Annotated in this window: 14 protein-coding genes, 1 tRNA gene and 1 pseudogene; 12 read left to right on the forward strand and 4 right to left on the reverse strand. The window is 68.1% G+C overall.

The features are described 5' to 3' along the window. Nucleotides 1-43: 43 nt before the first annotated feature. From petA to KBY66_RS12250, 4 genes are all read left to right on the forward strand, one after another. Nucleotides 44-991, forward strand: a complete 948-nt coding sequence (gene petA, locus KBY66_RS12235; RefSeq protein ID WP_255089841.1) for a cytochrome f — start codon at nt 44-46, stop codon at nt 989-991. Beyond that, nucleotides 991-1,872, forward strand: coding sequence for a prolipoprotein diacylglyceryl transferase (lgt, locus tag KBY66_RS12240; RefSeq protein WP_255089861.1), 882 nt, complete (start codon nt 991-993; stop codon nt 1,870-1,872). The genes petA and lgt overlap by 1 nt, the downstream gene beginning before the upstream one ends. After that, on the forward strand, nt 1,869-2,633 hold the full coding sequence (gene cobM / locus KBY66_RS12245) for a precorrin-4 C(11)-methyltransferase (RefSeq protein WP_255089842.1): 765 nt from the start codon (nt 1,869-1,871) through the stop codon (nt 2,631-2,633). The genes lgt and cobM overlap by 4 nt, the downstream gene beginning before the upstream one ends. A gap of 36 nt (nt 2,634-2,669) precedes the next feature. Further along, nucleotides 2,670-2,741, forward strand: a tRNA-Val gene (locus KBY66_RS12250). Nucleotides 2,742-2,796: 55 nt separating this feature from the next. On the opposite strand, the gene KBY66_RS12255 is transcribed toward KBY66_RS12250, so the two are convergent. From KBY66_RS12255 to cbiE, 3 genes are all read right to left on the reverse strand, one after another. Then, on the reverse strand, nt 2,797-3,003 hold the full coding sequence (locus KBY66_RS12255; protein ID WP_255089843.1) for a YqaE/Pmp3 family membrane protein: 207 nt from the start codon (nt 3,001-3,003) through the stop codon (nt 2,797-2,799). Nucleotides 3,004-3,028: 25 nt separating this feature from the next. Next, nucleotides 3,029-3,709, reverse strand: a complete 681-nt coding sequence (locus tag KBY66_RS12260) for a M23 family metallopeptidase (RefSeq protein WP_255089844.1) — start codon at nt 3,707-3,709, stop codon at nt 3,029-3,031. A 113-nt stretch (nt 3,710-3,822) separates the two neighbouring features. Continuing rightward, on the reverse strand, nt 3,823-5,202 hold the full coding sequence (gene cbiE, locus KBY66_RS12265; protein WP_255089846.1) for a precorrin-6y C5,15-methyltransferase (decarboxylating) subunit CbiE: 1,380 nt from the start codon (nt 5,200-5,202) through the stop codon (nt 3,823-3,825). Nucleotides 5,203-5,264: 62 nt separating this feature from the next. Here cbiE and KBY66_RS12270 point away from each other — a divergent pair, with 62 nt between their 5' ends. From KBY66_RS12270 to KBY66_RS12305, 8 genes and pseudogenes are all read left to right on the forward strand, one after another. After that, nucleotides 5,265-5,504 carry a hypothetical protein gene (locus tag KBY66_RS12270; protein ID WP_255089847.1) on the forward strand — a complete coding sequence of 80 codons (240 nt, stop codon included), beginning with the start codon at nt 5,265-5,267 and terminating at the stop codon, nt 5,502-5,504. Between the two features lie 74 nt (nt 5,505-5,578). Then, nucleotides 5,579-8,083, forward strand: a complete 2,505-nt coding sequence (locus tag KBY66_RS12275) for a GH116 family glycosyl hydrolase (RefSeq protein ID WP_255089848.1) — start codon at nt 5,579-5,581, stop codon at nt 8,081-8,083. An 8-nt stretch (nt 8,084-8,091) separates the two neighbouring features. Next, nucleotides 8,092-8,631: a DUF3122 domain-containing protein gene (locus KBY66_RS12280; protein ID WP_255089862.1), complete on the forward strand. Its 540-nt coding sequence runs from the start codon at nt 8,092-8,094 to the stop codon at nt 8,629-8,631. 14 nt (nt 8,632-8,645) lie between these two features. Next, a complete protein-coding gene (locus tag KBY66_RS12285) occupies nt 8,646-8,951 on the forward strand; it encodes a hypothetical protein (RefSeq protein ID WP_255089849.1) in 306 nt (101 codons plus the stop codon). Nucleotides 8,952-9,035: 84 nt separating this feature from the next. After that, nucleotides 9,036-10,685: pseudogene (locus KBY66_RS15905) on the forward strand (iron uptake porin). Between the two features lie 145 nt (nt 10,686-10,830). Continuing rightward, entirely contained in the window at nt 10,831-11,898 is a 1,068-nt protein-coding gene (gene ribD / locus KBY66_RS12295; RefSeq protein ID WP_255089850.1) for a bifunctional diaminohydroxyphosphoribosylaminopyrimidine deaminase/5-amino-6-(5-phosphoribosylamino)uracil reductase RibD, read from the forward strand. A gap of 5 nt (nt 11,899-11,903) precedes the next feature. Next, complete coding sequence (locus KBY66_RS12300; protein ID WP_255089851.1) at nt 11,904-12,926, forward strand: mechanosensitive ion channel family protein; 1,023 nt, start codon at nt 11,904-11,906, stop codon at nt 12,924-12,926. 3 nt (nt 12,927-12,929) lie between these two features. Then, the gene (locus KBY66_RS12305; RefSeq protein ID WP_255089852.1) at nt 12,930-14,450 is read left to right on the forward strand and encodes a peptide ligase PGM1-related protein; all 1,521 of its coding nucleotides are present in this window, start codon (nt 12,930-12,932) and stop codon (nt 14,448-14,450) included. Nucleotides 14,451-14,604: 154 nt separating this feature from the next. On the opposite strand, the gene KBY66_RS12310 is transcribed toward KBY66_RS12305, so the two are convergent. Then, on the reverse strand, nt 14,605-14,851 hold a 247-nt coding region (locus KBY66_RS12310; protein WP_255089853.1), incomplete at its 5' end, for a hypothetical protein.

A 14,851-nucleotide genomic window follows, 5' to 3' on the forward strand; every position in this document is an offset into this window, starting at 1 on the left:
CGTCCGCGTTCGTTCCTCCTCCCCACGCCCGTCCGCTCAACCCATGCGCCGCCCCTCCTCCCCCCTGCTGCCTTCCCTGCTGGCGTCCACACTCCTGCTCTTCAGCGTGCTGCTGGCGGCTCCCCAGGCCAGCTGGGCCTATCCCTTCTGGGCGCAGCAGAACTACGACAACCCCAGGGAGGCAACGGGCAAGCTCGTCTGTGCCAACTGCCACCTGGCCAAGAAGCTCTCCCAGGTGGAGGTCCCCCAGGCCGTGATGCCTGACACCGTGTTCAAGGCGGTGGTCAAGATTCCCTATGACACCGCCGTGCAGCAGGTGGCGGCCGACGGCAGCCGCTCCGGCCTCAACGTGGGCGCGGTGGTGATGCTGCCCGATGGCTTCAAGCTGGCCCCACCGGAGCGCCTGAGCGAGGAGCTCAAGGCAGAAACGGCCGGCGTGTATTACACCCAGTACAGCGACGACAACCCGAACATCCTTCTGGTGGGGCCCCTGCCCGGTGATCAGCACCAGGAGATCGTCTTCCCGATCCTCTCTCCGGATCCAAACGCCGACAGCGCCGTGCATTTCGGCAAGTATTCCATTCACGTGGGTGGCAACCGGGGCCGCGGCCAGGTGTACCCCACCGGTGAGAAGAGCAACAACACCGTCTACAACGCCTCCGCAACCGGCACGGTGAGCGCCATCAACGCGGGCGAGAATGGCGCATCGGTGGTGGAGATCAGCACGGCAGATGGCACCAGCATCACCGACACCGTTCCGGCCGGTCCTGCCTTGGTGGTGGCGGTGGGAGATCCCGTTGAGGCAGGTGCTCCGATTTCCGATGATCCGAACGTGGGGGGCTTCGGCCAGCTGGATGCCGAAATCGTGTTGCAGAATCCGGTGCGGATTTACGGGCTGCTTGCCTTCTTCGCCGCCGTGGTCCTCGCCCAGATCCTCCTGGTTCTGAAAAAGAAGCAGGTGGAGAAGGTACAGGCCGCCGAAGGGATTTGATCCCCCCCGCACCCGCGCTGGCAAGCTTCAGCTCCCCGGGGCCCCTCCTGTTCCAGCTGGGGCCTGTTTCCCTTAGGTGGTACGGGCTGCTGATCGCTTTGGCCGTGCTGGTGGGCCTGATCCTGGCCACCCGGTTGGGTCGTCGCCGCGGCATCGATCCTGCCCAGATCGCCGACCTGTTGCCCATCCTGGTGCTGGCCGCCGTGGTGGGAGCCCGCCTGTATTACGTGCTTCTGGAGTGGCGTCAATACCAGCTCAACTGGCTGAGCGCCCTGGCGATCTGGCAGGGCGGCATTGCCATCCACGGCGCCCTGATCGGAGGAACCCTGGCCGTGATCGGTTACTGCCGCTGGCGCCGGCTCGCCTTCTGGAACCTGCTCGATGTGCTCGTTCCGTCGGTGGCCCTGGGCCAGGCGATCGGGCGCTGGGGCAACTTCTTCAATTCCGAAGCTTTTGGTGTCCCCACCGATCTCCCCTGGAAGCTCTCGATTCCCCCGCTGAATCGGCCAGCCCCCTTCATCGACGAGCCCTACTTCCACCCCACCTTCCTCTACGAATCCATCTGGAATCTCGGCGTGCTGGCCCTGTTGCTGGTGCTGTTCCGGCTGGGCGAGCGGGGCCGCCTGTCCCTGCCGAACGGGGCCTTGAGTTGCGTGTACCTGGTCGCCTACAGCGCGGGACGCTTCTGGATCGAGGGGCTGCGCACCGATCCGCTCTGCCTTTTTTCCGTGCCGCCCTTCTGTGATGGAGGCCTGCGGATGGCCCAGTTAATGAGTCTGCTGCTGATCGCGATCGGCGGTTTCGGCCTCTGGTGGCTGTACGGACGCCACCGGGCCCTGCCCGATCCGGGCCAGCCCACCCCCCAGGGGAGCGGCTCTTGAGCCGGCCCGTGCTGATCGTGGGGGCCGGGCCAGGTGCTCCCGATCTCCTCACCCTGCGGGCGGCCGCGGCGATCGAAGCCGCCGAGGTGCTCGTCTGGACCGACTCCCTGGTGTCCCCCCAGATCGCTGCCCTGGCGCCGGCGGGCTGCGAGCGGATCCGCACCAGCAGCTTCACCCTGGAGCAGGTGATGGAGCAGCTGATCGATCGGGCCCGGGCCGGGCTCAAGGTGGTGAGGCTCCATGACGGCGACCCCTGCCTCTACGGGGCCTTGGCCGAGCAGATCTGCCGCCTCAACGAGGCCGGACTGGCCGTGGAGGTGGTGCCGGGCCTCAGTGCCTACCAGGCCACCGCCGCGGCCCTGAACGCCGAACTCACCATCCCCGGAGTGGTGCAGACGATCGTGCTCAGTCGGGCCTCCGGCCGCACCGGGGTGCCGGAGCGGGAATCCCTGCAGCGGCTCGCCGCCCTGCGGGCCTCCCTCTGCCTCTACCTGAGCGCCCGGCATGTGGAGGAAGTGCAGGAGATCCTGCTGGAGCACTATCCCGGCGACACCCCCGTGGCGATCGGCTACCGGGTGAGCTGGCCGGACCAGTGGCTGACGGTGGTGCCCTTGCGGGAGATGGCCGCCACCAGCCTGGAGCGCCAGTTGATCCGCACCACCCTTTACGTGGTGAGCCCGGCCCTGGAGAAGCCCGCAGGGTTCCGCTCCAGGCTCTATTCGGCCAGCCACGATCACCTGTTCCGGCCCGCACCGGCCTGAGAAGGCTGCGGGCGGTGTTTTAAGATCCAGGGGTGCGGGCGATTAGCACAGCGGTAGCGCACTTCCTTCACACGGAAGGGGTCACTGGTTCGAATCCAGTATCGCCCATGAAAAGCGTCGTGATCGGCCCATCAAGTGCGACCTCATTGATTGCCTTAGAGGTTCACTTTCTTGTCACGATGATGTAGATCGCGTGGATCACCGCCACAGGCCACATCACCGCCATGAAAGGCAGGCCAAGGGCTCCGAAGCTCAGCAGCCAGAACAGCAGATTCAACCAGAAGGCCCCGCTGAACCCCACCTGGGTGGCCACAGCGAAGGGGGGAAGGATGAAGGCGAGGATGATCCGGAAGATGTCTCCGACAGTCATGAACGGTTGAGATCAGGCGCCCCATTCAAGGCGAAGGCTCCGAGCTGAGCAACGGCTTCGTCATGGTTCCCAATGGCGCCTGCAAGAGGGGGCCTGGGTCCAGCGCCACCAGCCGGCCCTCGCGCAGGCGCCGCAGCTCGACGTGAAGATGGGGCGTTGTGGCCCGACCGCTCTGGCCCACCCGGCCCAGCGACTGGCCGGCGACGACCGCCTCCCCGGGGCGCACGGAGGCATCGAGCAGGTGGGCGTAGAGGCTCTGCCAGCCCCTGCCGTGCTCGATCACCACGGTGAGCCCGTAGCCGCTGATCACCTCCACCAGCCGCACCCTTCCCGGCAGGACGGCGCGCACCGCCGTTCCCTCCGCCACGATCAGATCCACGCCGGTGTGCATGCGCCAGGCCTGCCTTGCCGTGGAGAAGCGCCAGCCGTAGGGATCGATCTCTGTGGCTGGCTGATCCAGGGGGTAGGTGAGGCGGAGGGGCTGGCCGGGTGCGGGCAGGCCGGCAAGGGCAGCCAGGCCCACCCCCTCGGCGCTGCCAAGGGCGGCCACCTCGATTTCCGCCGGTGTGTTCGTTGGCCTGGGCGGAGGTGGATCCTCGATGGGCTGGGCCCGAGCCACAGCACCGGGCAGGAGCGCAAAGGTGAGCAGGGGCGCGGCGATCCAGGAGGTTGCAAGCCTCCGCCACTGAAGCCTGGGTGACGCCATGCTTTCGCCTCTGGAGCTGCCCCGTTGTAACGCTGATTCGGGAGATGGCCCGCAGGCCAGCACCTGGAGAGAAGGCCGGAGAAAGCCCCTCCAGTTGGCCCGGCACCCAATCATCACGACAACACCGGACCTGGACGCCGCCCCTTCAGCACGAGCACCGGGTTGAGCGGCGCCAGGCGGGTGCCATCGGCCAGGGCTGCGCCGCGCCAGGCCTGATGCTGGCTCACATGAACAGCGAGCCCGGCACCCTCCAGCAGGGGGCGCAACTCCGCCAGGGCTTCCACGGTGGCCAGGGGAATCACCACCACACCCCCGGGCCGCAGCCGCTCGATCACAGCCTGGAGCACCGCCGCCCGCTCGCGCCCTCCGCCGCCGAGCAGCACCCGGTCGGGGTCGGGCAAGGGGGAGTTCTGGCCGGCTGGCCTGGTTGCGATCAGATCCAGCGCTTCCCCCTCCAGCACCGCCGCCGGACTCACCCCCAGCCGCTCGGCATTGGCGGCGATCAGGGCGGCCGAGCCGCCGCGGCGCTCCACGGCCCAGAGGCCGAGGCCAGGCCGCAGGCGCAGCGCTTCGAGACCAATCGAGCCCACCCCGGCCCCCAGGTCCCAGAGCGCACCGGTGGGGGGAAGCTCCAGATCGGCCAGCAGCTGGATCCGCACCTCCCGCTTGGTCATCAGGCCGGGGCGATCGACGTGCTGCAGGAACAGACCATCCTCGAGGCCGAACAGGGGCAAGCTGGCCGAATCGGGGGCCGCCGCCGGCTCGGCGAGCAGCACCACCAGATGGAGTGGATCCAGATCGGCAGGCAGGGCGAAGTCAGGAGCGAGGCGCTGCACCCGTTCGGCCGGATGGCCCAGCCGCTCGCACAGCCAAAAGGCATAGGCGTGCTCCAGGCCGGAGGCACGCAGGATCCTCCCCACCTCCTCGGCGCCGCCGCGGCCGGGGTCTGTGAGCACCGCCAGGGCTGCGGGTCGTTTCTGCAGCGCCGCCGCCAGCGGTTCGGGGTCGCGGCCATGCAGGCTCACCCAGGCGGCGTCCTGCCAGGGGCGGCCAAGGCGCGCGAAGGCCAGCTGCAGGGAGCTCGGGGCCGGGTGAAAGCGCAGCTGATCGGGGCGGAAATGCTGCAGCAGCAGCCGCCCGATGCCGAACCAGAGGGGATCGCCGCTGGCCAGCAGCACCGCCGGCAGGCCCACCGCCCGCGAGGCCCGCAATGCCAGGATCAGCGCGTCAGGCCGGTCACTGCTGCGCAGCTGGATGGGCGGTGACCCGGGTTGCTGCGGCTGCTGTAGCAGCCCTGCGGTCAACCAGGTCTCCAACCCAGGCAGCAGCCGGGAAGGGGCCGCCACCAGCCGCGCCTGGCGAACCAGGGCAAGGGCCAGCGGCGCCAGGGACTCGAGGCCACCGGCATCGGTGCCGATCACATCGAGCCGCCATCCCGCTGGGCCGTCCTGGGGCTGGAGCGAGTCGGGGCAGGGGTTTGGCGCGCCGATCATGGGTCTCCTGCGCCAGGGCGGCTCACCAGCCTGGCCATGATGCTCGCTCCGCTGTGCCCCCGATGGCCGATCCCACCCCGTCCGCCGACCGCCGCCGGCGACTCCATGACCTGGTGCTCGGCCTGCTGGCCCGCCAGGGGGAGCTCGAACTGCTCGCCGGCGACGGGGTGGGTGGGGTGGACGGCGATCCGGCCCTGTGGTTGGAGCGCAACCGCCGGGTGGTACAGCGCTATCAAGCACTGGTGCGCTCGGCGGTCACCCTCGATGCCTTGATCGATCAGGAAGTGGGCCGCCACCAATGAACAGGCTCGCCGCCAGGGCCGGGGGGGCCTGTTCTGAACGGCTCTGACAAGCTGGCCGCACCTTCTCAGGCTCGATGGCGCGCTTCGGTCTCTCCACCCTCTCCAATTTATGGCGGGGCCGTGGCCACGATCACCCCTGGCAGGCCCCGGAGGCCAGCTGGCACCGCCCGTTCGGCCTGGGCTGGACCCAGCCCTACACGGTGCGCTACGCCAGCAACCTCGATGACGGCCCCAATCACGGCATGCCGCTGGGGGGCTTCGGCGCCGGTTGCATCGGCCGCGCCCCGGACGGCAGCTTCAACCTCTGGCACCTCGACGGGGGCGAGCACTGGTTCGGCACCCTGCCCGACTGCCAGTTTGCCCTGTTCGAGCGTGATGGGGAGAGCAGCCGCGCACACGCCTTGGCGGTAAAGCCAACGCTTGACGCCTCCCGCCCCGATGCCGGTGAACCCCTGAACAGCTGGAGCTGGTACCCGGCCAGCACCGCCGAGCAGTCCACCGGCACCTACGCCGCCCGCTACCCGCTCAGCTGGTTTGAGCACAGCAAGGTGTTCCAGGCGGAGGTGAGCTGCGAGGCCTTCAGCCCGATCCTCCCCGGTGATTACAGGCGCAGCAGCTATCCGGTGGCGGTGTTCCGCTGGCGGCTGGCCAATCCCACCAAAACGCCCCTGGATCTCTCGCTGCTGCTGAGCTGGCGCAACACGGTGGGCTGGTTCACCAACACCGACCCCAGCGCCGCCGTGACGTTCCGCGACGACGGCAGCCCGGAGCACAACTACGTGCCGGCGATCGGCCGGGGGGAGGGCCAGCGCAACCGCTGCCTCGACGCCCCCGGCTTGAAGGGGGTGCTGCTGGAGGGGCGCCGCAGCGAGCCCCTGGCGGAAGGGGAAGGTCAGTGGTGCCTGGTGGTGCCTGACGATCTCGAAGGCGTCGAGGTGCTGCGCTGCAGCCGCTGGGATCCCACGGGCAGCGGCGCCGAAATCTGGACCCCGTTCGCCACAGACGGCTCGATCCCCGACAGCAACAACGACCGCCGCAGCACCGGCAGCGAGCAGGCCAGCGCTGCGATCGCCCTGCGCTTCCGCCTGGACCCCGGGGCCGTCATCGAGCTGCCGGTGGTGATCAGCTGGGACCTGCCGGTGACCGCCTTCGCCAGCGGCACCCGGGCCCTGCGGCGCTACACCGACTTCTTTGGCCCTTGCGGGGCCAACGCCGCCGCTATCGCCGCCGAGGCGCTGAGGGACTGGCGCGATTGGCGCACGCAGATCGAGGCTTGGCAGCAGCCGGTGCTGGAGCGCAGCGACCTGCCCGAGCCCCTGCGCATGGCGCTCATCAACGAGCTCTACGACCTGGCGAGTGGCGGCAGCCTCTGGACCGCCGCCAGCCCCACCGATCCCGTGGGCCGCTTCGGGGTGCTGGAGTGCCTCGACTACGCCTGGTACGAGAGCCTCGACGTGCGGCTCTACGGCTCCTTCGCCCTGCTGCAGCTCTGGCCCGAGCTCGACAAGGCGGTGCTGCGCAGCTTCGCCCGGGCGATTCCCGCCAGCGATGCCACGCCGCGGCCGATCGGCTGGTACTTCACCCAGGGCAAGGGGCGCGTGGAGGCGGCCCGCAAGCTGGCCGGCGCCACCCCCCACGATCTGGGAGCCCCGAACGAGCGGCCGTTCGACGCGACCAACTACACCGCCTACCAGGACTGCAACCTCTGGAAAGACCTGGCCTCCGATTTCGTGCTGCAGGTGTGGCGCACCTTCAAGTTGGCCCCCAGCGGCGAAGACCTGCGCTTTCTCGCCGACTGCTGGCCGGCGGCGGTGGAGGCCCTGCGGTATCTCAAGACCTTTGATGCCAACGACGACGGCCTGCCCGACAACGGCGGCGCCCCGGACCAAACCTTCGACGACTGGCCGCTGCAAGGGGTAAGCGCCTACTGCGGTGCCCTCTGGATCGCCGCCCTGGAGGCGGCCCTGGCCATGGGCCAGCGGCTGCAGCTGGAGCTGGGGCTCGACACCTCCGCGGAGCAGCGGGAGTTCGGGGGCTGGTTGGAGCAATCGCGGGCCAACTTCGACGACCTGCTCTGGAATGGCGAGTATTACCGCATCGATGCCGACAGCGGCACGCCGGTGGTGATGGCCGACCAACTCTGCGGTGATTTCTATGCCCGCCTGCTGGGGCTGCCGCCTGTGGTGGCCGACGAACGGGCCCGCTCTTCGCTGAAAGCAATCAAGGAGTCCTGTTTCGAGGCCTTCGAGGGCGGCCGGCTGGGGGTGGCCAACGGTCTGCGCCGCGACGGCACCCCCCTCGATCCCAAGGGCACCCACCCCCTGGAGGTGTGGACGGGGATCAACTTCGGCCTGGCGGCCTACTACCGGCTGATGGGCGAGACAGCCACGGCCCTGGCAATCACCGGCGCTGTGGTGGAGCAGGTGTACAGCGGCGGGCTGCAGTTCCGCACCCCCGAGGCGATCACCGCCGCGGGCACCTTCCGGGCCTGCCATTACCTGCGGGCGATGGCGATCTGGGCCCTCTGGGCCACCCACACCGGCTGGCAGCCGATCCCCGGCGCCGCCCTGGAAGCGTGAGCGCTCCCATGGGGCTGGGCTCGTTGCCGACCCTGCTGGTGGCCCTGCTACTGAGTGGGCTCAGCCTGCTGATCGCACCCGGCGCTGCCCTGGCAGTCGGCCCACTCGCCCAGCTGCACGGCCACCCCGACGCCAACGGCACACCGCTGCTGCGCAGCCTCGAAAGCCTCCGCGACCTCGACGACCAGAGCTGGCAGCTGGTGGGCTACCGCGAAGGAGGGCCGGGGGGTCCGCTGCGGCTGCGGATCGTGGGCTATCCGGGCAAGGTGCGACTCGATCACCCCACCCCCCTGCAGGTTCGCTCCGGGCGCTACCGCTGGGAGCTGGAGGACATCACCCTGGCCAACGACGCCCTGGCCGGCGACGGCCGCTCCGCCGCCGCCGAGTTCGATCTGGCCCCCCTGCTGGCCGACCTTGACGAGGACCGGCCGTTGCGCCTGCGCCTGCCCGGCGTGTTCAGCGAGCTGGTGGTGCCGCCCTACGTGGTGCAGGAATGGCGGCAGCTGCCGAAGGGCGGCCTCCGCCTGGGTCAGGGGGCCGGATTATAAGGCAGGGAGGAGTGATGCAGGATGATCCGCAACTTGCCATCGCTGCCCTTGTAGAACTCCCAAGTCCTGTCCACCGTCACCATCTTGCCATTCTTGTCGGTGATCATGACGTTCCCCATCGTGGTGGCGATGTTGTCGATGATGAAGATGGCAGCATTTTTGATGTCGCATTGACGCCATCCCTTGAGGACAAATCCCTTGTCACCAGGATAATCAGCGTCCCCGCCAATGAAGTAGGCAAGGCCTCCTGGCGGCTGGTGCGAAAGGTCTGGGGAACCACCGTCAAGGTGGGCTTGAACAACACAGGGCCCAACTCATAGCCATAGGCGGCATCGATCACCTTTCCAGCTCGGTTTTCGTTTCACGACAGTGGCAAAAAGCCTCTGTCGTGTGTGAGGACCTCAATGAACCTTTTCCAGCACGTTCTGCTGGCTCCTGCAGCCCTGGGCCTTCTCGCTCCGGTGGCTGCCACGGCCGCTGAACTCAACCTCGACGGCGTCAACAAGTACGCCGGCTCTGAGCAGCAGCTCACCAGCATCAGCCAGTTCTCTGATGTTCAGCCCACCGAGTGGGCCGGGCCTACCAGGCCCTCTCCAATCTGGTGGAGCGCTACGGCTGCGTGGCCGGCTATCCCGATGGCACCTTCCGCGGCAAGAAGCCGTTGAGCCGCTGGGAAGCCGCCGCCCTGCTCAATGCCTGCCTCGATCGGATCACCGAGGTGACCGATGAGCTGCGCCGCCTGATGAAGGAGTTCGAGAAGGAACTCGCCGTGCTCAAGGGCCGGGTGGATGGCCTCGAAGCCAAGGTGGTTGAACTGGAGGCGAATCAGTTCTCCACTACCACCAAGCTCAGGGGTCAGGCCGTCTTCGTGGTGGGAGGCAATGCCTTCGGAGGCTCGAACACCGACCTGGTCAAATCAAACCAGACCGCTCAAGGCGCCGTCACCTTCAACTAGGACGTGCGCCTTGCCTTCGACACCAGCTTCACCGGCAAGGACCTGCTGCGCACGGAACTGCGGACCGGCAACTTCCAGCAATCCGGTTTCGGTGCGGGAACACCCTCCTCAACCTCATCTACGACGCCTTCCAGGAGCCCGCCACCGCTGACACGGTGGGCATCAACCGCCTCTTCTATCAGTTCCCGATCGGCTCCGATTTCGTGGCCACGGTAGGGGGGCGGTTCCGCCAAGATAACATGCTGCCCTTGTGGCCGACGGCCTACTCGTCAGACCCCGTCCTGGCCTTCTTCGTTCACAACGGTACCAACGGCACCTACAGCGTCAACCTAGGCTCAGGCGCCGGCATCTAGTGGAGAAAGAACGGCTTCTCGATCGCCGGCCAATACATCAGCGCCAACGGCAACGTCGGCAGCCCGAACCAGGATGCCCTCCTGACCGGTGGCACCTGTGGGGGTATCGGCAACACAACTGCAGCGCCTCCACCGGCACCGTGCAGCTCGCCTATACCGGCTCCCGCTGGGCGATCTCGGGCGCCTACACCTACAGCCAGAATCTTGGCCCCAACATGGGGTCATTTTTCGCCATCAATCGCTACGGTTTCTTAGGTGGTGTTGGCACCTCCCTCACGACCAACGCCTACTCCATTAATGGCTACTGGCAGCCCTCCACCAGCGGCTGGATCCCCTCGATCAGCGCCGGCTGGGGCATCAACAGCTACAACTCCAACGACTTTAGTAGCCCAGGCGTAGGTAGCATCAACGCCAACGGTCTGATCAGCCAGTCGTGGTTCACCTGCCTCAACTGGAAGGATGCCTTCATCAAGGGCAACGAACTCGGCGTGGCCGTGGGCCAGGCCCCCTTCATCACCAGCTTCGGTGGCAACAACGGCGTCAAAAACACGTTCGGCGACACGCCGCGAGACCAGAACTTCATCTCGGAGCTCTGGTACAAGTTCCAGGTCACCGACAACATCAGCGTCACCCCCGCGGTCTTCTACATCGCCAACCCCCTTGGCAAGAGGCAGCAGGTCGAAGGCGGCCCTGGCGTGGGGTTGAACAACTTCGGAGCCCTGGTGAAGACCACCTTCAAGTTCTGAGCCCCTGCCTCGGCGGTCGCGCCGGGATCTCTCCACACACACCCCAAGCCGTGGCCTCCTGGCCACGGCTTTTTGCTGGTCGCCGTTGTTGGCCAGTACGGTTGAGCCGCACCGCCGGCCGAAGCTGAGCGCCTGGAAGTCCTGGATGGCCCGCGCCCTGCAACTGGCGGCTCTCGGCGACGGCCGCACCAGCCCCAACCCCCTGGTGGGCTCGGTGGTACTGGCAGCCGATGGCACGCTGGTGGGGGAGGGCTACCACGCCCGCGCCGGCGAGGCCCACGCCGAGGTGGGGGCCCTGGCCCAGGCGGGCGGGCGAGCCTCCGGCGCCACCCTAATCGTCACGCTTGAACCCTGCTGCCACCAGGGCCGCACCCCGCCCTGCAGCGAGGCGGTGATCGGCGCGGGGGTCGCCCGGGTGGTAGTGGCCATGCGCGATCCCGATCCCCGCGTGGCCGGCGGAGGCATCGCCCGGCTGAAGCAGGCGGGGATCGAGGTGATCGAAGGGGTGCGGGAGCCGGAGGCCCGCCGCCTGAATGCCGCCTTCTGCCACCGGGTGCAAACCGGCCGGCCCCTGGCCATCCTCAAATGGGCGATGAGCCTCGATGGCCGCACGGCCCTGCCCAACGGAGACAGCCAGTGGATCAGCTGCCCTGAGGCCCGGCAGTGGGTGCACGGGCTGCGGTCCCGCTGCGATGCGGTGATCGTGGGCGGTGGCACCGTTCGGGCCGACGATCCCCTGCTCACCAGCCGCGGCAGGCGTTCACCGGAGCCGCTGCGGGTGGTGCTGAGCCGCCGGCTGGATCTGCCCAGTCGCGCCCAGCTCTGGGACCAGGCGGTGGCCCCCACCCTGGTGGTCCATGGACCCGACGCCGGCCCCGAGAGCCGCCAGGCCTTCGATCAGGTGGGCGTGGAGCGGCTGGAACTGGCAGCTTGCGAACCGGATGCACTGCTCAGGGCCCTGGCGCAGCGGGGCTGCAACCGGGTGCTTTGGGAGTGCGGTCCCGCCCTGGCGGCGGCGGCGCTGCGCCAGGGTTGTGTGCAGCAGCTCGCCGCCGTGGTCGCCCCGGTCCTGCTGGGGGGTGAGGCGGCCCGCACCCCCCTGGCGGACCTGGGCCTGGAGCGGGTCGAGGCGGCCACCCCCTGGCAGGGGCGCCCCTGCCGCTGGCTGGGCCGTGATCTGCTCTGGGAACTGGACAGCGGGTTGCCGTGGTGAGCGGGGTGCCGTTCTCGCTGGAGTTTCCGCTGCTGGGCGCCCTGGTCGCGGCCGGCCTCTGGATTGCGCTCGAGTTCCTGGGCAGGCGGTTGGCGGCAGGGTCGGTGGGCAGGGCCTTGCTGCAGCGCTGCCGCTTGAGCCTCTGCGCCACGGTGGTGGTGGCCAGCCTCAGCTGGTGGCTGGCCGCCCGGCCCGGCCCCCTGCCGTTTTCGCTGCCGATCGGCGGGTCAAACCTGCGCGATGGGGTGATCAGCCTCGGTGTGATCTGGACGCTGCTGCGCTGCAAGGCCGAGCTGCTGGGCAAGGCGGAGCGCTATTCCGAGCAGCTCTTTCCCACCTTGCCGGTCAGGGATCGGCTGTTCCTCTTCGATGTCGCCGACAAGCTGCTCGCCACGGCGGTGTTCGCCCTGCTGGCCCTGCTGATCCTGCGGTTGCTCGGGGCGCCGCTGGCGGTGCTGGCCACCACCGGAGGATTCGGGGCCGCCGCCCTGGGCTTCGGCGCCAAGACGATCGTGGAAAACGCGCTCAGCGGCATCAGCCTGTATGTCAACCGCCCGTTCGTGGTGGGCGATCTGATCCGCATCCCCGAGGAGAACCTTTCTGGCACCGTGGAGCAGATCGGCTGGTTCTACACCCGCCTGCGGGACCCGGAGCGGCAACCCATCTTCGTTCCGAACGGCATCTTCACGGTGAAACCGGTGATCAACAGCGGCCGGATCGACAGCCGCCGGCTGTGGATTGAATTCAGCCTTCGCCACGACGACCGGGAAAGGGTCGAGCCGATCATCGCCAGCCTGGAAGCGACGCTGGCGGCCGATGCCGGCATCGATCAGGGGAAGCCCCGGGGGGTTCACTTCGTGGGCTACGGGGCGGCGGGCCTGGATCTTCGGTTGCTCTGCTTCTCCAGCAGCGGTGATCTCCCCACCGCCTGGGATCTGCAGCAGCGCCTCCTGCTCCAGATCGGCAGGGTGGTGGAGGCCCACCAGGCCAGGATGCCCCTCCAGAATCCTCTGCTGGACGAGACCTGAGCCATGCCCCTCTCGTTTCAGGAGCTCCAGAGCCAACTCCAGCCCCACTGGTGTGACTTCGATGACGACCGCAGCGCCATCGCCCCGAACGGCTCCGGGGCCGAGGGCTGCGATCTGCTGGTGGTGCCGTCGCTGAGCATGGACCGCAGCCAGATGGACCTGGTCACCGGCTCCCATCACTACGAGGAGCGCCAGCTGTTTTCGCTGATCCGGCTGCGCCACCCGGGGGTGCGGGCGGTGTACGTCACCAGCAAGTTGCTGCCGGAGCTGGTGGTGGATGCTGTGCTGGAGCTGCTGCCTGGGGTGCCGGCCTCCCATGCCCGCCGCCGCCTGCACCTGTTCGATGCCGACGACGCCTCGCCCCGGCCGCTCACCGAGAAGCTGCTGGAGCGGCCAGCCCTGTTGGCAAGGATCCGGGAACTCCTGCGGCCGGGTCGCAGCCTGATGACCTGCTTCAACGTGACCGCCCTGGAGAAGCAGCTGTCGGAGCGGCTGCAGGTGCCCCTGCTCGGCACCGATCCGGCCCTGGGCTACTGGGGCAGCAAGGCGGGCAGCCGGGAGCTGTTCCACCGCTGCGGGGTGCCCCACCCCCCCGGCAGCGGCCTGGTTCATGACCTCGAGGCCCTCGCCGAGGCCACGGCCCAGCTCTGGGAAGACCACCCCGAGTTGGAGAGGGTGGTGGTCAAGCTCAACGAGGGCTTCAGTGGCGAGGGCAACGCACCATTGGAGCTTCTCCCCCTGGAGCTGGCCGCCACCCATGGGAAGGAACGTCGCATGCGCTTGCGCGCAGCCCTCGACAGGCTGGCGATGCCCCCGCCGCAATGGCGCCAGTTGCTGCAAAGCCAGGGGGCCCTGGTGGAAGCCTGGCTGCTCGGCGGCGAGGAGCTGCGATCCCCGAGCGTGCAGGGCACGATCCATCCCGGCGGAAGGGTGGAGGTGCTCTCCACCCACGAGCAGATCCTCGGCGGACCCAGCGGCCAGACCTACCTGGGCTGCCGCTTCCCCGCCGATGGGGCCTACCGCGCCGAGCTGATGCGCCATGGCCAGGCGGTGGGGGAGAGGCTGGCGGCGAAGGGAGCGCTGGAGCGCTACGCGGTGGACTTCGTGGCACGGCGCTTCGGCGCGCGCTGGGATTTGCAGGCGATCGAGGTGAACCTGCGCAAGGGGGGCACCACCCACCCCTACATGGCCCTGCGCTACGCCACCAACGGCCGGATTGATCCGGTGAGCGGCCTGTTCCGATCCCCAACCGGCCAGCCCCTCTACTACGCCGCCACCGACAACCTCTGTGACCCCCGGCTGCAGGGGCTGCTGCCGGTGGACCTGATCGACATCGTGGCCGCCGCCGGCCTCCATTTTGATCCTGCCGAGCTGCGCGGCAGCGTGTTCCACCTGCTGGGCTGCCTCTCGCAGTTCGGCAAACTCGGCATGACCTGCATCGGCCGCAGCGCCGAAGAAGCCGCCCGCATGTACGACGCAACCGCGGAGCGGCTGATCGCGGGAGCGGAAACATTGCGGCTGTAAGGCTTCCAAGGGTGATTGGCCGTGAACGCCAACTCAGCCGCAGGAGGATCAGGGAAGCTCTTGACAACAAGCCCGCATAGCCAGTCGCGGTCAGCCAATTGTTCGGTTTGGACCATTTTAGGGCATCTCGAAAATAGCCAACCATCAACTAGTCTCACCTGGGACCCAGATAGGACACATTTGGCTGCAACATGTCGACTTGCGGGTCTTGCTGGATTTTGCAGATTTTTTTGATTGTTCCGAGCTGCCTTTTAGCGCAGATCAGGCTGGAATCAGCCCACCAGGCCAGGAGCGCAAAACCTGGCCACGAGGATGAGAGTTGGCCACGAGAGTCGGAGCTGGCCACGACCTGCAGCGGTGGCCAACAAAAAAGCCACCCCTGCGGGTGGCGATGGATTGGC

Origin of the sequence: Synechococcus sp. Tobar12-5m-g, from assembly GCF_024345415.1 — a bacterium.
Taxonomy (GTDB): domain Bacteria; phylum Cyanobacteriota; class Cyanobacteriia; order PCC-6307; family Cyanobiaceae; genus Regnicoccus.